This window comes from Variovorax humicola (genome assembly GCF_037889915.1).
GTDB lineage: Bacteria > Pseudomonadota > Gammaproteobacteria > Burkholderiales > Burkholderiaceae_C > Variovorax > Variovorax humicola.
Map to the genome: position 1 here is coordinate 41,943 of NZ_JBBKZV010000014.1, position 18,154 is coordinate 60,096.

Annotated in this window: 18 protein-coding genes and 1 pseudogene; 14 read left to right on the forward strand and 5 right to left on the reverse strand. The window is 62.1% G+C overall.

Annotation, left to right across the window (positions count from 1 at the left end; all coding sequences use genetic code 11):
* Positions 1 to 91: 91 nt before the first annotated feature.
* Positions 92 to 1,236 (reverse strand): annotated as a pseudogene (locus tag WKW80_RS20975) (site-specific integrase).
* A gap of 241 nt (positions 1,237 to 1,477) precedes the next feature.
* On the opposite strand from WKW80_RS20975, the gene WKW80_RS20980 reads away from it, so the two are divergent.
* Genes WKW80_RS20980 through WKW80_RS21005 form a run of 6 tightly spaced genes read left to right on the forward strand, consistent with a single transcriptional unit; the run spans position 1,478 to position 6,096 of the window.
* Complete coding sequence (locus tag WKW80_RS20980) at positions 1,478 to 1,822, forward strand: NIPSNAP family protein (RefSeq protein WP_340365505.1); 345 nt, start codon at positions 1,478 to 1,480, stop codon at positions 1,820 to 1,822.
* A 54-nt stretch (positions 1,823 to 1,876) separates the two neighbouring features.
* On the forward strand, positions 1,877 to 2,890 hold the full coding sequence (locus WKW80_RS20985) for a Bug family tripartite tricarboxylate transporter substrate binding protein (RefSeq protein WP_340365506.1): 1,014 nt from the start codon (positions 1,877 to 1,879) through the stop codon (positions 2,888 to 2,890).
* Between the two features lie 17 nt (positions 2,891 to 2,907).
* Positions 2,908 to 4,116 (forward strand): FAD-dependent monooxygenase, encoded by a 1,209-nt coding sequence (locus WKW80_RS20990; RefSeq protein WP_340365507.1) that lies wholly within the window; start codon positions 2,908 to 2,910, stop codon positions 4,114 to 4,116.
* A 24-nt stretch (positions 4,117 to 4,140) separates the two neighbouring features.
* A complete protein-coding gene (locus WKW80_RS20995) occupies positions 4,141 to 5,115 on the forward strand; it encodes a Bug family tripartite tricarboxylate transporter substrate binding protein (protein ID WP_340365508.1) in 975 nt (324 codons plus the stop codon).
* A 4-nt stretch (positions 5,116 to 5,119) separates the two neighbouring features.
* On the forward strand, positions 5,120 to 5,872 hold the full coding sequence (locus WKW80_RS21000) for a dienelactone hydrolase family protein (RefSeq protein WP_340365509.1): 753 nt from the start codon (positions 5,120 to 5,122) through the stop codon (positions 5,870 to 5,872).
* A gap of 32 nt (positions 5,873 to 5,904) precedes the next feature.
* The gene (locus WKW80_RS21005) at positions 5,905 to 6,096 is read left to right on the forward strand and encodes a hotdog family protein (protein ID WP_340365510.1); all 192 of its coding nucleotides are present in this window, start codon (positions 5,905 to 5,907) and stop codon (positions 6,094 to 6,096) included.
* A gap of 487 nt (positions 6,097 to 6,583) precedes the next feature.
* Here the strand turns inward: WKW80_RS21005 and hmgA are convergent, their stop codons facing one another.
* From hmgA to WKW80_RS21020, 3 genes are read right to left on the reverse strand one after another with little or no spacing between them, the layout of a single operon-like run.
* Positions 6,584 to 7,891, reverse strand: a complete 1,308-nt coding sequence (hmgA, locus tag WKW80_RS21010) for a homogentisate 1,2-dioxygenase (protein ID WP_340365511.1) — start codon at positions 7,889 to 7,891, stop codon at positions 6,584 to 6,586.
* Entirely contained in the window at positions 7,888 to 9,228 is a 1,341-nt protein-coding gene (gene fahA, locus WKW80_RS21015; protein ID WP_340365512.1) for a fumarylacetoacetase, read from the reverse strand. The genes hmgA and fahA overlap by 4 nt, the downstream gene beginning before the upstream one ends.
* Entirely contained in the window at positions 9,225 to 9,974 is a 750-nt protein-coding gene (locus WKW80_RS21020; RefSeq protein ID WP_340365513.1) for an SDR family NAD(P)-dependent oxidoreductase, read from the reverse strand. The genes fahA and WKW80_RS21020 overlap by 4 nt, the downstream gene beginning before the upstream one ends.
* A gap of 146 nt (positions 9,975 to 10,120) precedes the next feature.
* Here WKW80_RS21020 and WKW80_RS21025 point away from each other — a divergent pair, with 146 nt between their 5' ends.
* From WKW80_RS21025 to WKW80_RS21060, 8 genes are all read left to right on the forward strand, one after another.
* The gene (locus WKW80_RS21025; RefSeq protein ID WP_340365514.1) at positions 10,121 to 10,948 is read left to right on the forward strand and encodes an IclR family transcriptional regulator; all 828 of its coding nucleotides are present in this window, start codon (positions 10,121 to 10,123) and stop codon (positions 10,946 to 10,948) included.
* A 162-nt stretch (positions 10,949 to 11,110) separates the two neighbouring features.
* Entirely contained in the window at positions 11,111 to 12,073 is a 963-nt protein-coding gene (locus WKW80_RS21030) for a Bug family tripartite tricarboxylate transporter substrate binding protein (protein WP_340365515.1), read from the forward strand.
* Between the two features lie 37 nt (positions 12,074 to 12,110).
* Positions 12,111 to 13,613, forward strand: a complete 1,503-nt coding sequence (locus tag WKW80_RS21035; protein WP_340365516.1) for an AMP-binding protein — start codon at positions 12,111 to 12,113, stop codon at positions 13,611 to 13,613.
* A complete protein-coding gene (locus tag WKW80_RS21040) occupies positions 13,610 to 14,551 on the forward strand; it encodes an NAD(P)H-dependent flavin oxidoreductase (RefSeq protein ID WP_340365517.1) in 942 nt (313 codons plus the stop codon). Before WKW80_RS21035 ends, WKW80_RS21040 begins: the two co-directional genes overlap by 4 nt.
* An 87-nt stretch (positions 14,552 to 14,638) precedes the next feature.
* Positions 14,639 to 15,556, forward strand: a complete 918-nt coding sequence (locus WKW80_RS21045; RefSeq protein ID WP_340365518.1) for an SDR family NAD(P)-dependent oxidoreductase — start codon at positions 14,639 to 14,641, stop codon at positions 15,554 to 15,556.
* 8 nt (positions 15,557 to 15,564) lie between these two features.
* Positions 15,565 to 16,437, forward strand: coding sequence for a MaoC/PaaZ C-terminal domain-containing protein (locus WKW80_RS21050; protein WP_340365519.1), 873 nt, complete (start codon positions 15,565 to 15,567; stop codon positions 16,435 to 16,437).
* Complete coding sequence (locus WKW80_RS21055; protein ID WP_340365520.1) at positions 16,434 to 16,847, forward strand: Zn-ribbon domain-containing OB-fold protein; 414 nt, start codon at positions 16,434 to 16,436, stop codon at positions 16,845 to 16,847. The genes WKW80_RS21050 and WKW80_RS21055 overlap by 4 nt, the downstream gene beginning before the upstream one ends.
* A complete protein-coding gene (locus WKW80_RS21060; protein WP_340365521.1) occupies positions 16,844 to 17,992 on the forward strand; it encodes a thiolase C-terminal domain-containing protein in 1,149 nt (382 codons plus the stop codon). Before WKW80_RS21055 ends, WKW80_RS21060 begins: the two co-directional genes overlap by 4 nt.
* Here WKW80_RS21060 and WKW80_RS21065 read toward each other — a convergent pair.
* On the reverse strand, positions 17,973 to 18,149 hold the full coding sequence (locus WKW80_RS21065; protein ID WP_340365522.1) for a hypothetical protein: 177 nt from the start codon (positions 18,147 to 18,149) through the stop codon (positions 17,973 to 17,975). The genes WKW80_RS21060 and WKW80_RS21065 overlap by 20 nt on opposite strands.
* Between the last annotated feature and the right edge of the window lie 5 nt (positions 18,150 to 18,154).

The window sequence follows — 18,154 nt, forward strand, 5'->3', positions numbered from 1 at the left end:
ATGGGATGTCGCATCGCCGTGGCATGTCCCGTGACATGGTTTCGCCCGAACCGACCGACAGCGCCCGTCTTCGAACGAATGCCTGGTCGAATTACTCCTCGTCGAGCATCCGGCTGGCCTTGCTGTCGAGTGCGCTCTCTGCACGGAAGTAGCCCATCACGGTGGTCACGCTGTGATGCCCGGTCATCGCCATGGTCTCGGGCAGCGACATGGCTGTTTGCCCACCTCCGTCACGAATCCCGCCCGCAGCGAGGCGCAGAGAACTCGCCCTCGACCCCCGCGAGCGCGCAGCGTTCCTTCACGATGTCGCGCACGGCCGCCGGGGCGAGCGCCTCGCCCAGGTGCCCTCCCTTGTGGATGCGGCGGAGGAGGGCGCCTTCCTTGATGCCGCTGGCGGCCAGCCAGTCCTGCGTCGCCAGTGCGGCGCTGCCCACGAGCGGCTTGACGTCCTCCGGCCGCTCGGCGCCGGCCTGGTTGGTCTTGGAATGCGCCAACGTGTAGACATACGACTTCGCGTCGACACTCCGCAGGTTTTCCAGCGTGGCTCCGGCCACCTCAGAACGACGCCGCCCGCCGCTGGCCCAGGAACAGCAGCAGGGCGCGGTCGCGTTGCCCGCGCAGCGTCTCGTCGCAGGTGGCCAGCACCTGCTGCAAGGGATCTTTCGTCAGCGCGCGCTGCTTGCGTGGACGCGCGCCGCGCTGCGCATAGGCGCGAGGGGTCCTGCCCGGGAGTTCGCGTACGAGCGCGTCCGCGCACGGATTGGCTTCCTTGGCGAGCTGGTGCGCTTTCGAGAGCACGGCAATGCGGTGCACCGGCGTGTTGAGCGCGGGCACCCCGAGCCGCCCCTTGTACCCGTTGGCCACCAGCGCCTGGTCGACCTCGGGGGGCAATTCGCTCACCAGGCGGGCTTTCGCATGCGCGGCGGATCTCGAAGTCGCCGACTTTTGCGCGGCCGCGCTGGTCCCGGGGTTGCCGCGCTTGCCGTCTGCGGCCGCGTCCGCTTTGCGCGCGGCGTGGTCGACGATGAACTGGATCACCACGGGCACCGGCACCGGCACCGGCAGCGTCAAGGCCTGGCCATAGCGCGCGGCATAGGCGCACCAGTAGCGCATCGCGCAGGCGAAAACGGTTGGCTTCAAAGCTCGCAGTGTCGGTGTCTGCGCAGGATTGGCCCTTCCGTGAGTGTATGGAGTGGGCATGCCCGGCAAGCGGTCGCCGGGAGCGAGATCGAGCATGATTGTTCGGGCCCACTTCGACGCGCGACGATGGGTGTGTGGCTGCCGGAAAGTAGCCCGAGGGTGGCGCGCGCATCGAGTTCCTGGAACCGGGATCAGCAGATTGGGGCGCGCCGCCGCAGGCAGGCCGCGCGAGCGGAAGTGCCAAGCGATGCGCCGGCTTGGCTGAAATTGTGTTCGATATCCGGAACGCGATCGAAACCGCAGGCAGCCCAAACGGGACAATTCTTGTTCACAACAAATGAACAGCATGATTGTCGAAGAGCGAACCTACACAACCTACCCCGGCAAATGGCGCGACTACCTCGCGCTTTTCGAGGCTGAAGGACTTGAGATCCAGCATCGCATCCTGGGCCGGATGGCGGGCTACTACACGACTGAAATCGGCGAGCTGAACCAGATCGTCCATCTGTGGGTCTATACCGATCTCAACGAGCGCGCGGAGCGGCGGGGCAAGCTGCTCGGAGACCCTGGTTTCAAGGCATACGTCGTGAAGATGCTTCCGCTGCTGCAGAAGCAGGACAGTCGGATTCTCAAGCCCGCACCTTTCTTCACGCCGCAGTGGCTGGAGCCGGCGCAAGGGTAAACCCCTTGTTAGGTGCTGTCCGCGTATTGAACAGACAGGTGGGAAGTCCCTGCAGTGGTTGCGATCATGCAGACACGAGTGACCACCTATGAGGAGACCGCATTGCTCAATCGAATTCGCAAGCTCGCACTGTTCGCCATGCTGCTGGCGTGCGCGATGTCCGCGCAAAGCCAGGCATGGCCATCCAAGCCCATTCGCTGGATCGTCGGATATTCGCCAGGTGGGGGCACGGACATGATTGCCCGCGTGCTTGCCGAGCAAATGAGCCAGACGCTCGGCCAACCCATCGTCGTGGAAAACAAGCCCGGTGCGAATACGATGATTGCAGCGGACTTCGTGGCGAAGGCGCAGCCGGACGGCTACACCATCCTCATCGCCGACAACGGAACACTCGTTGCGAATGGCGCGCTGTACAAGAAACTCAGTTACGACCCCGTCGCCGACTTCGCGCCCATTTCGATGATTGGCCGTTTCCAGTTCGTGGTGCTGGTAAACCCGTCGACGGGCATAAAGGACTTCGCTGAGCTCAAGAAGCAGGTCGCCGCAGCGCCGACGAAATTCAACTACTCGTCGGTCGGGGCGGGCTCACCTTTTCATATCGGCATGGAGTTGATCAAACATGAAGCGGGCCTGACGATCAATCACGTTCCCTACCGAGGCATGGCGCCTGCCGTGCAGGCAATTCTTGCGGGCGAGGTGCAGATGATGATCGCTGACGTTTCCACCGCAATGCCTTACATCAAGGCCGGAAAGCTAGTCGCAATCGCGAGCGCAACCGCCAGGCGCAACCCGCAATTGCCGGACGTTCCGACGTTGGGCGAACTGGGTTTTTCGAGCTTCGGTGGATGGCAGGCACTTGTGGTGCCCGCGGGGACGCCTGAAGACGTCAAGGCCAAGCTCGGCGTCGCGCTGAAGGCTGCCATGGCCACGCCGGTTTCGCGCAAGCTGTTCGAAGAAAAGAGCATCGATCCTGAAACTAGCACGCCGGCCGAGTTGAAAGCCTATCAGCAGACCGAGATCGTGCGCTGGCACAAGTTCATCAAGGATCGTGGCATCAGCCTTGAGTAACGCATTGGAGTTCCGCGATGAGTAATGAAGGTCAAGTCAAGCATGTAGTCGTGGTCGGCGCAGGACTGGGTGGTCTCACGGCCGCCCTCGCCCTGATGCGCCATGGCTTCGAAGTCACCGTCCTGGAACAGGCGCCTGCGCTCGGCGAAGTCGGCGCGGGCGTTCAACTGAGCGCCAACGCGACGCGGGTGTTGAGTCTTCTGGGGCTAGACGACGCAGTCGAGGAATTCGGTTCCGAGCCCGTCGGCAAAGTGATTCGTCACTGGGGCACCGGGCAGACCTGGGAGGTCGCCGATCTCGCGGGCGACTCCCGCGAAAAATACGGCCACCCCTTTTGCTGCTTTCATCGCGCCGACCTGCACAAGGCGCTCGAGCGCGGTGTGCGCCGCATGGGGCCGTCCGTAATCCGGCTCGACAGCCGATGCGAATCGATTGACTCATCGGGCGCGCGGCCCGCTGTCATCCTGCAGACGGGTGAGCGCGTCGAATGCGATCTCGTGGTCGGCGCAGATGGCGTTCATTCGCGCGTGCGCACGCCCATCGCCGGCCCCGACAAGGCCAAGTTCTCCGGCCTGTATGCATGGCGCGGCGTCATTCCGACCGAGCGCCTGCCCGAACATCTGCGCGCGCCGGTCGGTGCGAACTGGGTCGGGCCCGGCCGCCATGTCGTGCAGTACCCGCTGCGTCGCGGCGAATTGACCAACTTCGTCGGCATTGTCGAAGGCCAGGGATGGCAGCTCGAGTCGTGGACGCAGAAGGGGTCCGTCGAAGATTGCCTGAAAGATTTCGAAGGCTGGCACGAAGAGGTGCAGTCCATGATTCGTGCCATCGATACGCATTACAAGTGGGCGTTCATGGTGCGCGAGCCACTGGAAGCGTGGTCGTCGGGCAGGGTGACTCTGCTTGGGGATTCCGCGCATCCGACGCTTCCATTTCTTGCGCAGGGTGCGGCCATGGCGTTGGAAGACGGCTACGTGCTGGCGCGCGCACTGGCAGCACACAAGGACAGCGTCAGCGATGCGCTGGCCGGCTACGAGGCGGCACGCGTGCAGCGCACGTCGGCCATCGTGCGCGGATCCAACGACAACATCGCCCGATTCCACAATCCCGCGCTCGCCGATGCTGTCGGTGCGGCAAAATACATCGACGAGCAGTGGTCGCCCGAGAAGGTGCGACAGCGCTATCAATGGCTATTCGAATACAACGTCGATGAAGTTCCGGTTTGAAAGAATGGAACAGAGCGAATAGACATGAAGTCCAGATATATTGGCCTGCTTCTGGCCGTTTGCAGCGGCGTTCTCACGGCGGCATCGCCGGCAATGGCGGCGGACTATCCTACCCGTCCGGTAAAGATGGTCGTACCCTTTGCGGCCGGCGGATCGACCGACCTGCTCGCACGCACGATCGGCCATGCGATGGAAAAGGCGGGCGGCCAGGCGTTCGTCATCGAAAACGTCGGAGGAGCGGGCGCGACCATCGGCACGGCGCGCGTTGCCGATGCGCCGCCGGACGGTTACACCATTCTTCTCGGCAGCTCGAGCGCGCTGGTGATCGCGCCGCACTTGCACAAGGTGCGCTATGACCCACGAACCTCGTTTGAGCCAATCGGAAAAGTTGCCACGGCCTCGTTCATCCTCATGACGCGTCCGGGGTCGGGAATGGATCAATTCGAACAATTCGTCGCGAAGGCCAAGGCCGACCCTGGCAAGATGAATTACGGCTCGCCTGGAACCGGCAGCGCATTGCACCTGACCATCGAGCTCATGCTGGATCAATTGGGATTGAAAGCGACGCACGTGCCGTTCAACGGCTCGGCGCCGGTGTACACCTCGCTTATCGGCGGCAATCTCGACTTCATGGTGGACTCACCCAGCGGCGCGGTGCCGATGGTGAACTCGGGAAGGCTTGTCGCGCTTGCCGTCACCACCCGCACGCGTGAAAAGTCGCTGCCGCAAGTGCCGACGCTGCAGGAACTCGGTCTGCGCGACTTCGAGTCGATGGCGTGGTTCGCGATGATGGCGCCGAAGGGCACACCACAACCGGTTGTGCAATGGTTGAGGCAACGACTGGCGCAGGCGCTGAAGCAGCCTGACGTGCACGCGGCCATGCTCGCCGCGGGATTCAATCCGGTGCAAGCGCCGGAGACCCTGGTCGGCGACTTGAGTCGCGACTACGACCGCTGGGGTGTCGTGATCACCAAAGGCGGCATCGAGATCGACAAGTGATCGCATGACAAACGCACCATTCATCGAAAGAGAAATTGACCTCAGCACGGCCGGCGGCTGGATGAACACGCTCGTCGTTCATCCTGGCTTGGAAGGTCCGTTTTCGGTGGTGCTGTTCTACATGGATGCAATCGGGCGGCGAGACGAGCTGACGGTGATGGCGCGGCGCATGGCGGCTGCAGGCTACTTCGTGGTTCTGCCCAATCTGTATTATCGGACGACGCGCGAATTTCACATGAAGTGGGACGAATCGGGCATCCAAGAAATGTTGCGGATGATTGGAACGTTGTCGAACAAGCTGGTCGTCGAGGACACGGAATCGCTGATGCGCTTTGTGAATGCCGAACCGCTGGCAATGTCCGACACGATCGGCGTTGTCGGTTATTGCATGAGCGGTCCCTTCGCCATCGCGGCTGCAGCGACCTACCCCGATCGCGTCAAGGCGGCGGCGTCGTTTCACGGAACCAACCTCGTGACCGAGAGCCAGGATTCGCCTCACCGCCTCGCGCGAAGCGTGAAGGCCGAGATGTACTTCGGCTGCGCGGAGAACGATAAGTGGGCCGACAAGAAAACGATCGCGGCACTGGGCGCAGCGCTCGACGAATGCGAAGCGCCGAGTTCCATCGAGTGGTATCCGGGGACGCAGCACGGCTTTGTGTTTCCGCAACGCCCGAAGGTGTATGACGAAGCTGCCGCCGAGTTGCATTGGGAGCGATTGCTGTCACTCTTTGCGCGCCGGCTTGGAAAGGCGTCCTGATGGCTGACTCGCAGGAGTCGAAATCGCCGACGATGTTCTACGAAGACATCGAACCCGGCGCGGCGCTCACGAGTCCGATCGTAGTCATCGATCGCGAAGAGATGGTGGCGTTCGCTCGCGTATGGGATCCGCTTCCGTTTCACGTCGATGAAGAAGCGGGCAAGAAGGCTTTTGGAAGCATCACCGCACCGGGACTCTTTGTGCTCGCCACCAAGCTTCGATAGATTCATCAATCGATCCCACGTTCTGTCATCGCTTCGTTTGGCTACGACGAAATCCGCTTTCGCGCGCCGATGCGCGCCGGCGACAGCGTTTACGTCAAGCAGGAATGGATCTCGCCCGTCGAACTCCAAGCCCGACCGCGGCATCGTGACGGTGCGCTATTCGCTGATTAACCTGAAGTTCCACGATGGATCAGACGAGATTTCCTTGTGATTCAAGCACTTGCCTGAATTTGCAAGGATGATTTCTGTCTACAGATAGTCGACCAAGCCAGCATTGTCAACATATTTAGTGACTACATATTGACATCAAAAAAATCCCCTGATACAGGGGATTCTCGAATGACGACAACTACTTGGCGTCATTGCAGTGACTACGAAGTGCTGGGAACTTCAGATTAACCAGGCGGGCGTCACGATCATGAGCCACCTGGATTCGCTCTTGGTCTATTGGAAATCACGCGTTGCCTGACTTCCGAACAAATAGTGTTCAGGTTTGCGATGCAGCGTTGAATCCGCTCCATACCGAGTCGTAGTCCGGCTGCATGTGCGCCGCCTGCAGCGCCTGGGCGGTGGGCCGAAAGACAAGGCGGCTCTCGAACATAAAGGCGAGCGTGTTATCGAGCCGATGCGGCGCCAGAGCGGCGCTGCTCGCCTTCTCGAAAGTCGTTGCGTCCGGACCGTGCGGCAGCATGCTGTTGTGAAGGCTGACGCCGCCGGGAACGAAGCCTTCTGCCTTTGCGTCATAAACGCCGCGCACGAGCCCCATCAACTCGCTCATGATGTTCCGGTGGAACCACGGCGGCCGGAACGTGTCATCCGCCACGAGCCAGCGCGGTGGGAAGATCACGAAATCACAATTCGCAATGCCCGGCGTGTCGGTGCCTGAGGTCAGCACCGTGTTGATGGAGGGATCGGGGTGATCGAAGCTCACCGTGCCGATCGCCATAAAGTTGGCCATGTCGTACTTGTAGGGCACGAGATTGCCGTGCCACGCGACGACGTCCAGCGGCGAATGGTCCTGGCGCGACTCCCAGAAATACCCGAGGTACTTGTTGACCACGCGGCACGGCCGTGACGCCGGTGGCTCGAACGCGGCGACGGGCGTGAGGAAGTCGCGCGCGTTGGCCAGGCCGTTCGATCCAATGGGGCCCAACTCCGGCAAACGGAAGGCAGCGCCGTAGTTCTCGCACACGTATCCGCATGCGACGCCATCGGGGATTTCCACGCGCCACTTCATGCCGCGCGGCATCACAGCGAACTCGCCCGGTGCGACGAGCAGACGGCCCAGCTCCGTGTGAATCAGCAAGTTGCCATGCTGCGGCACGATCAGCATTTCGCCGTCGCTATTGAGCAGGTAGCGGTCCGTCATGGAGCGGTCGGCGTGATAGACATGCGCTGCGACGCCGAGCTGCGCGTGCGCATCGCCGTTGCCGGCGATTGTGAACATACCGTCGATGAAATCGGCATCGCCCTTCGGCCCGGCCCACGGATTCCAGCGCATGCGATTGGCCGGCGTCGCGGCATCGACGAACGCGCCCGTCTTCCAGAATGGCACCTTCACTTCCACCGCTTTTGAATGCATGGCTGATGGGCGCATGCGATACATCCATGTGCGGCGATTGTGAGACCGCGGCGCCGTAAACGCTGTACCGGAAAGCAACTCGGCATAGAGGCCGAAGGGCGCACTCTGGGGCGAGTTGCGTCCAACCGGCAACGCGCCCGCACGCGTTTCGCTCGCGAATTCGTTACCGAAGCCGCTTTGGTATTGCAGGGCAGGGGAGGATTCTGTTGTCATGATGGGGAGTTCTTGTTAACTGGCAGCGCAGGAAGAATTGTCGAGCGGCATTCCCCGAATCCGATGCGAGCGAAACCAGGCCGTTCGCAGAAGCCAGAAAGCGTCAATTCGTCGCCGTCTTCCAGGAATCCGCGTTCTTCTCCTGACGGAAGTTTGAAAGGTTGCGAACCACCGCGCGTGATCTCCAACAGACTTCCGAGTGACGTGTCGTCCGGACCGGAGATGGTGCCCGAACCGAGGAGGTCGCCGGTTTGCAGGAACGATCCGTTGCTCGTGTGGTGCGCGATCATTTGGCCCGGCGTCCAGTAAAGCGTCGCGCTGTCCGACCTTGAGAGGCGCGCGGCCTGCTGTGCGTTTGCGCGCATGCGCTGGCTCGCGAGATGGGCGTCGATCAAGATGTGCATCGCGCCGAGGGCTTGGTCAGCCTCACCCACCAGATGCGGAAGGGGAGCTGGATCGCCATCCGGGCGCGCGGCGGGTTGCACGCGATACGGTACGAGCGCTTCAGCAGTGATGATCCACGGCGAAATCCCGGTCGCGAAGCTCTTGGCGAGAAATGGCCCGAGTGGCTGCGCCTCCCATGCCTGCACATCGCGCGCCGACCAGTCGTTGAGCAGGCACACACCGAAGATGTGATCCCACGCATCATCGACTGAGATGGGCTCGCCTTGAACGGATCCCTTGCCGATGAAGATGCCCAGTTCGACTTCGTGATCGAGTTTTTCGCACGGCATAAAACCCGGCGCATCCGTGCCGGGTTTGCGAAGCTGCCCGTAGGGTCGATTGACAGGGGTCTTGCCGATCTGGATGCTGGCCGCGCGGCCGTTGTAGCCGACCGGAACGTACTTGTAGTTGGGCAGCAGCGGCTGGTCGGGCCGAAAGAGTCTGCCGGCATTCGTCGCGTGATGAATCGAGGCGAAAAAGTCCGTGTATCCGCCGACGCGAACCGGCATGAGCAAGTCCGCGTAAGGGATCGGCACCATCGCGGCTTCGATGAGGTCGCGGCCAGTGGTCGTGCCGCGCGACAGCAGGTTGAAGAGCTGCGAGCGCAACGCCGACAACGTCGATGGCGCAAGTCCCATCAGCTCGTTCAGCGTCGTGTTGCCGCAAGCCATCGCCGCTTCGAGCGCTGGTCGCGTGAACGAGGCGGCTGCCTTTGCAACGTCGACGATCCGATCGCCAATCGCGATGCCGCATCGCGGAACATCACCCGCGCCCTGGCGACGGAACACGCAGAACGGCAGGTTCTGGATGGGGAAGTCGCTGCCAGGCGCATTGGCCGATTCAAGCCAGCTACGGGCCTTGACGTCGTGGGTGTGATTGAGTGTTGTTGTCATAGCGTGAAGCCTCCGTCAATCACGACGCGCGATCCAGTCGCAGTTCGCAGGTGTGCGATGCACGCGAAGACGGCTTGTGCGACGTCTTCGGGAGTGACGACGCGGCCGAGAGGCGTGGTCGCGGCTTTCTTCTCGAGTTCGGCGCGCGTGCGGCCGGCGACGAAGGCGGTGTCGACCGAAGCCGGCGCAACGTTTATGAAACGAACATTGGGTCCGAAGACGCGCGCGAACGACAGCGCCATGGTCTCAGTCGCAGCCTTTGCTGCGCAGTAAGCGATGTTGCTGCCCGAGCCGGTCATCGCCGAGACCGAAGACACATTCACGACGACGCTGTCGCGTCCCTTGCGCAGCAACGGAATCAGTGCACGCGTCAAGGAGAATGTGCCGCCCGCATTGGCCAGCAGGATGTCGCTGAAGAGCGATGGCGTCATGCGGTCCAGATCCTGGTGTGGGACGCGTTGGGTGCGTCCAGCCGAATTCACGAGGACATCGATGCTGCCGAAACGCTTCTCAAGATCCGCTGCAAGCGTGTCATGCGCCGGAAAATCCTCGAGCGGTATGTGAGCGAAGGTGTGTCCATCGCCCGCGATCTCCGACAGCAGCGCCTCTGCACGTTCGCGGCCACCGTTGTAGCCAATGACGACGCGCGCGCCTTCGCTCGCCAACAACCGCGCGCAGGCTGCCCCGATGCCGCTGCTTCCGCCGCTCACCACGGCGACCTTGCCCTCCAGCACTTGAGACTTCATATGTTTCTAATTCCATCGCGACTGCATGCCGCCAGCTCGCACTGTAGAAGTGGCTGCGGCGTGGAAGGAAGCGGATTTCCATTAAACGGACATTGCTTTTCGCAAGGGGCATCTGCAACGGCGTCTTGCTCGTGCACAGTAGCCCCATGAGAAAACCGCCCGAACGTGACGAAGCACCCTCCGCGACTGCCGATGCCGGCTCGCTCAAGCGGGGTGTCCAGATTTTGAAGTTGCTGGCCACCGTCGGTGCGCGTGGCCTGGCCCTGTCCGAAATTGCGGCGAGGGCTGGCTTGCCTCACCCCAGTGCGCATCGGGTGTTGAAACAGCTACTCGACGACAGGCTCGTCTCCCGCAATGACGACATCAAGCGCTACCGGCTGGGCCCGCTTGCTTTCGAACTGGGAATTGCCTGTTCCACGATGTACGGCGATCTTCGCGAGCTTTGTTCTGAGGCGATGGACAAGCTGTCGGAGGAAACAGGCGACACGTCGTATCTCGTCGTGCGAAGCGGGTTCGAGGCGGTCTGCATGCATCGGCATGAAGGTGCTTTCCCGATTCGCGCGCTGATCCTGGATATCGGGGGGCGGCGGCCGCTCGGCGTCGGCGCGGGCGGTCTCGCATTGCTGGCTGCGATTGGCGAGGAAGAACGACACGAGATCATCGAGCGTGTGGGGCCGAAGCTAGGCGCCTTCGGCGGCATGACGGTCGAAGATCTCGAGAATGCCTGTGTGCGCACCAGCAAGAACGGCACGTCGGTCATTCACGACACGCTGAGCCTCGGTGTGAGCGCAGTGGGACACGCCTTTTATGACGCGCTAGGCCAGCCCGTTGGCGCGCTGAGCGTTGCGGCCCTTTCGCACCGCATGACGGGCGAACGCGTCCGCAGGATCGCCGAGCTGCTCAAGGACGGCTGTGCGCTGGCCGAGCGCCGTATGCAGCGGCATCACCTGAACGGCTGGAAGACCGGGCCCTGAGGTTCTCGGCCAGCTCCTGGCCCGGAAGCACAGGGTTTCTGCCATAAGAGTCATGTTCGGAATCCGGACAGCGTCGCGGCGCGGAAAAGTAAATGGTGATTTACTTTAATGCCCCATCACTTCAGATGGAGCAGCGGACAACAAAAGCCATTGGAGAAAGACATGAAGATTGACCGTCGTGCGGCCGTGCTCGGACTGGGCGCGCTCGCGTTGGGCATCAGCACTCATGCAGCAGACAACGATTTCCCCAATCATCCCGTTCGGATCGTGGTTCCATTTCCAGCGGGATCGAGCCCCGACATGGCAGCGCGTCATGTCGCGCGCGTCCTGGGCGACACATGGAAGCAGCCGGTGCTGGTCGACAACAAGCCGGGTGCGGATTCGCTGATCGGCACGCAAGACGTCATCAGGTCGAAGCCGGACGGTCACACCATCCTGTTGACCATCTCGCAGGTGCTGACCAATCCGCTGCTGCGCCGCACCGCGAACTACGACATGTTCGCGCACTTGCGCTCGGTCACCGGCATCTCTACCGCTTCCTTCTTCTTGGCTGTACCTGCAAGTTCGCCCGCAACCAATCTGAAGCAGTACCTCGATGTGGCGAAGCAGCGCGACGTGTCGTTCGGCACGCTCGGTCCCGGCTGGTCTGGTGACATGTCGATGGTCGCACTGGAGCGCCAGGCGGGTGTTCAACTGCGCCGCATCCCATACAAGGGTACAAACGAAATCGTCATCGCGCTCGGGCGCGGCGACATCGACTCGGCTTTGCTGCCCTATAACACCGCGCAGAGTGGCGCCGACAAGATTCGCCTCATCGGCACCATGGGTCGCGAACGTTTCAAGTTGCTTCCGGCGATCGCGACGTTCGACGAGTCCGGTGTGACCGGACTCGCGCGTCCGAGCTGGCTGGGGCTCTTCGCGCCGGCACGCACGCCCAACGACGTCGTGCAAAAGATCTCGCGGGATGTGAACGCAGCCTTGCGCAACACCGAGGTGACACAGTACTTCGACTCCGTAGCTTTCGCGCCGTTCATCACGACGCCCGAAGAGTTCGACCTGTTCGTGCGCGACGACTATAGGTTCTACGGCGCCATCGTCAAAACGAACAACATCAAGCTCGACTGACATGCAAGCGCTCGTCACAGAACTCGACTCGCAGGTCGTGCGGCACGGCGCATCGCCGCACACCGTTCAGGACGGTGTGACCGTCAGCTACATGGAGTTCGCGCAGCTGACCCATCGCGTTGCCTGCGGCCTGCGTGCCGCCGGCGTTGCAGAAGGCGATCGCGTCGCGATCTGGTCACGCAACGACATGCGCATGTTGCAAGCAATCTACGGCGCGTGGCGCTGCGGTGCGGTCGTCGTGCCGCTGAACGCGCGCAACGCGGCGGAAGAAAACGTCGACCTTATCCGCCGTTTCGGCTGCAAGGTTCTCTTGGCGCAACCAGACGTCGTGGGTCTGGCGGAACTGACGAGGGCGGCGCCCGAACTCGGGCTCATCGTACCGTTTGATGCGTGGTCGGACCTGCAGCCCTACGCGGCGTGGCTCGAGAAACAGGAGGCGCATTTCCCCGATCGCTACTTCAGCGCTGAAGAACCGGCAGCGATCTTCGCTACCAGCGGAACGACTGGCTTGCCGAAAGGCGTCGTGCATACGCATGCCGGCCTCGCGTCGATGTCGATGGGCTACCGGAATGTCCTCGACATTTCGGCGGGCGTGCGCCACTTAGTGGTCGGCGGTATGACGCACGTCGCAGGCGGCATCGTGTACGCGACAACGGGGCTTGGCGCTACGCAGTACATCAGCCATTCGACACGCGCCTCGGACATCTTGGACCGTATCGAGCGCGACCACATCGACATGCTGTTCGTGCCGCCGACACTGATCTATGCACTGCTCGATGAGCAGCTCTCCAGCCCATCGTCGCGGCGGGATCTCTCATCGCTGAAGACGCTGATCTATGCAGGCTCCTCGATTTCGCCCGCGAGACTTCAACAGGCGATCGAGGTCTTTGGAAACATCCTGGTGAACGTGTATTCGCAGACGGAGGTGCTCTATCCGATCACCTCGCTGTCGAAAGCAGATCACGCACGCATTGCTACAGGTGAAGAGAAGCTGCTGCGAAGCGCAGGCAAGCCCACGCGCACTTGCATCGTGGGCATCCTGGACGACCAGATGCAGCACGTGCCCGTCGGCGAGCGCGGCGAGATCTGCACACGCTCGCTGTCCGGCATGTTGAGCTTCTTCAACAGTCCCGGCGCTGTCCATGAACTGCGATCAGGTGGATGGCACCATACGGGCGACATCGGCGTGATGGACGAAGAAGGCTTCGTGTACATCGTCGATCGGAAGAAGGACATGATCGTGTCTGGCGGCTTCAACGTGTACCCCGCAGAGGTGGAAACCGTGCTGTCACGGCATGCCGATGTGGCCGATTCAGCGGTGGTCGGTCTGCCCGATGAAAAGTGGGGCGAGCGCGTGGCGGCATTCGTCGTCGCCCGTCCCGGCATGGCGCGGGACGATGCGACACTGATCGAGCATTGCCGCTCGGCGCTCGGTTCGGTGAAGGCGCCCAAGGAAATCATCTGGCGTGACGAACTGCCGCGTAACTCGGCTGGAAAAGTGCTCAAGCATATCCTCCGAAAGGAAGGTCAGACCGCATGAGTGCCGCGCAGGAATCAGCAGGCGGCGGGAACTCTCGCGTTGCCTGGCTTGAGTCGCTGCGCGCGCCCGTGGTGGCAGCGCCGATGTTTCTCGTGACATCGCCTGCGATCGTCACGGCGTCGTGCCGCGTGGGCATTGCTGCGGTCATCCCGGCGCTCAACGCCGAATCGACGCAGCAGCTCGATGCGTGGCTCGGTGAGATTCGCAAGTCACTGGCCGAAACACGGTCCACTGCAACGCGCGCTTGGGGCGTCAACCTCATCGGCCACGCTACCAACAAGCGATTCAACGAAGACTTGGCGGTTGTCGTCGCGCACAAGGCGCCGCTCGTGGTTTCCAGCGTCGGTTCACCGCGCGACATCGTGGCGGCAGTGCATGAATACGGTGGCGCAGTCTTCAGCGATGTAATTCACATCGAACACGCGCGCAAAGCCGCGCAGGCTGGTGTCGATGGCCTGGTGCTGATCTGCGCGGGCGCGGGCGGCAACACGGGCTGGATCAATCCGTTTGCGTTCCTCAAGGAAGTGCGCACATTCTTCAAAGGCGTGATCGCCGTCGCCGGCGGCATCACCGATGGTGCGCAGGTTCGCGCGCTCCAGTCGCTGGGTGCCGATCTCGCGTACATCGGCACTCCATTCATCGCGACAGCCGAAAGCGACGCCGGGCAAGCCTACAAGGAAGCGGTCGCCGCGAGCGCGCTCAGCGACATTGTCCTGAGCAATGCTTTGAGCGGCCTGCCGGCGAACGTGATGAAGGTTTCGCTCCAACGCATGGGCGTGACGGGCAGGAATTCCAGACAGCTTGACGTCACGGGCTGGGGGCGAAGCGTGGCATGGTCCGCCGGCCACGGCATCGGTGCCGTCTCGGCGATCGAAAGCTGTGAACAACTCGTATCGCGTCTGGTGCTCGAGTACGAGGTCGCGGTCAAAGCCGGCTAGCAGCGTCCGCGCGCAACACGCAAATCATCGCTCGCGGTACTCGGCTTGCGAGCAATCAATACACGTCCATCGAACAGGAGTAGCAACATGAGTCTAGGTGTCAAGGACAAAGTCATCGTCATCACCGGCGCGGGGCGTGGCATTGGCCGGGCCATTGCGCTGCTGGGAGCGAATGAAGGCGCTCGTGTGGTCGTGAACGACCTTGGCGGCACGCCCAACGGCAGTGGTGCGGATGCCGCGCCTGCCGAGCAGGTGGCCGCAGAGATTCGCGCAACCGGTGGTGAGGCTGTTGCAAACGGCGACAACATCGCCGCGGCAGGCGGCGGCGAACGAATCATTCAGACCGCGCTCGATGTCTTCGGGCGCGTCGATTGCGTGATCAACAACGCCGGGATTCTTCGGGACCGCATGTTCCACAACATGACGCCCGAGGAATGGCGTGACGTGATCGACGTCCATCTGAATGGCTACTTCAATGTGTCGCGCGCGGCTGCGCCTCACTTCAAATCGCAGAACTCCGGCTCGTTCGTTCATTTCACGTCGCCGGCTGGACTGATTGGCGCGATGGGCCAATCGAATTACGCGGCCGCCAAGATGGGTGTCGTTGGTTTGTCGACGGGCATTGCGTTCGACATGGCGCGATTCAACGTGCGCTCCAACTGCGTTGCACCGTCTGCGTGGACGCGCCTGTTGTCGGGGCTCACCGCGCGCAACAAGGAGGAAGAAGAGCGTTTCGCACGTCTCGAAAAGTCGATGTCGCCGGAGAAGATCGCGCCGTTGTGCGTGTTCCTCGCGACTGACGCGGCAGCGGGAATTTCGGGACAGATCTTCAAGGCGCGTGGCAACGAGATTTTCCTGATGAGCCAGCCTCGCCCGATCCGCTCGGTGCATCGCGATGGTGGCTGGTCGCTGCAAAGCCTGGAGGAACAAATGCTGCCTGCAATGAAGAGCTCCTTCGTGAAGATGGAGAATCATCTCGACGTCTTCAGCTGGGAACCGATTTGAGCTCGCTCATGTTCGATCCCGAAAGACTCCTGGCCTGGTCGTTCAAGGATGTTCGCTGTGCTTATGCGGACACGGACGCCATCCTCTACTCGCTCGCGATCGGCATCGGCGCCGATCCGACCGACGAGCGGCAATTGCGCTATGTGTTTGAGAAGAACCTGAAGGCGTTTCCAACGCTTGCCCTGGTGTTGCGACATCCGTCCGAGGTCGGCTTTCTTGATGACCCCGAGGTCGGCATCGACATGCAGCAAATGCTGCACGGCGAGACCGGCTTGCGCATCCATCGGCCGCTTCCGTCGTCGGGCGTCGTCGTCAGCCGCACGTCCATCGACCGCCTGGTTGACCGTGGAGAAGGCAAAGGCGCATTGCTTTATTTCTCCCGCACGGTTCGTCATGAAGACACAGGTGCATTGCTCGCCACTGAGACGGGAAGCTTCTTTCTCCGCGGCAATGGCGGATTTGGCGGTGAGGCGGGCGTTACGAACAAGCCGGCGCCCGTTCCTGCGCGTGCAGCGGATCTGCAATGCGAAATGTCGACACTCGCGCAGTCCGCGTTGCTGTACCGCCTGACCGGTGACCGCAATCCGCTGCATGCGGATCCGGTGCTTGCACGCCGCACGAGCTTCGATCGACCAATTTTGCACGGCTCGTGCACCTACGGGCACACGGCGCATGCCATCGTGAAGCTCCTGTGCAACTACGACGGCGATCGGCTTCGCCGCCTTGATCTGCGCTTCACATCGCCCGTCTATCCGGGTGAAACATTGAACGTGGAAGTGTGGCGGCTGGAGCCCGGAATAGCCGCTTTCCGTGTGAGCGTTCCCGCGCGCGGCGTGATCGCGGTTGACAACGGCATCTGTGAATTCGAGGAAAAGTCATGACCCCCATCCCCCGGGCGCTCCCTGCGCCTACTCCGGAAACAAAGCATTTCTGGGACGGCACGCGCGACAGCCGCTTGCTGTTGCAACGTTGCGCCGATTGCGATCACGCTTACTTTCCCCCGCGTCCTTTTTGCCCCGCATGCGCATCGCGTGCAGTGCATGTGTTTGCCGCGTCGGGGAATGCAACGCTCTACAGCTACGTGATCAACCATCGCGGCATGCCCGGTTGGCCCGTGCCGTACGCCATCGCAGTGGTCGAACTGGCCGAAGGCCCGCGGATGATGACCAACATTGTCGAATGCCCGCAAACGCCCGAGGCGCTTGTGCTCGACATGCCGCTCGAAGTCGTCTTCGAGAAGCAGAGCGATGCCATCACCCTGCCATTGTTCAAACCGGCGGAGAAGCAATGAAGAAGCCAGCCATCGCGGTAGTGGGCGCCGCTGAAACCACGCGCATGGGCACGGTCCCCGACATGTCGCAAATCCAGTTGCACGCCGATGCGGCGCTGAACGCAATGGCCGATGCGGGGCTGAAGCCTTCCGACATCGACGGTTTCGCGACTGCCGGTGAAGACGTCGTGGCGCTCTCTCAATACCTCGGCATCGAGCCGCAATGGATGGACGCCACCAGCGTGGGCGGCTGTTCCTTCATGATGCACATCCGCCACGCGAGCGCTGCGATCTCCGCTGGCCTTTGCAACACGGTGCTGATCACGCACGGAGAAAGCGGCCGGTCGCAGTTGCCCGCGCCTTACTTCCCGTGGCCGCCTTCGCCAATGAGCCAGATGGGACAGCTCGAATCGCCTTACGGAATCGTCGGCGCACCGAGCATGTTCACCATCCCGGTTCTTCGCTACATGAAGACCTATGGCGTCACGCTGGAACAGCTGGCCACGGTGCCGGTGATCCAGCGCGAGTGGGCGGCGAAGAATCCGCGCGCTTGGTTCAAGGACCCGATCACCGTGCAGGATGTCCTAACCGCGAAGATGATCGCGTACCCGTTCACGATCCTCATGTGCTGCCCCAGAACTGACGGCGGCGGTGCGATCATCCTCACCTCCGCCGAACGCGCGAGGGACATCGCGAAGAAGCCGGTCTACGTGCTCGGAACCGGCGAAGGCTCAGGCACGGGCCTTATCAGCCAGATGCCGGATTTCAACACGTCGGCGGCATTCCGCAAGTCGGGCGCGCTGGCCTTCGAGTCTGCAGGGATCACGCGGAAGGATGTGGATCACCTGATGATCTACGACGCTTTCGCCCATCTGCCGCTTTACGGACTGGAAGACCTGGGTTTCTGCAAGCGTGGCGAAGCTGCGTCGTTCATCCAGGAACGTCGCACGGCGCCTGGTGGCGAGCTTCCCGTGAACACGAACGGGGGCGGGCTCAGCTACCAGCATTCCGGCATGTACGGCATGTACGCGCTGCAAGAGAGCATTCGGCAGATGCGGGGCAACGCGGCTGCGCAAGTGGAGGGCGCGAAGATATCGATGGCCCATGGCGTGGGCGGCATGTTCTCGGTGAGCAGCACCGTGGTGTTCACGAACGAAGCGCCCTAAAACGCGAGGACAATCCGGCGATGCCAGCAGTCACCGAGCTCGCCATTTTGAGCGCCGTACCGACGAAAGGTGACGCGACGCGCCAGGCCATCAAGGCTGCGGCCAGTCGCGTCTTCGCGGAGAACGGGTTTGCCAGCGCCACGATCGCGATGATCATGGAGG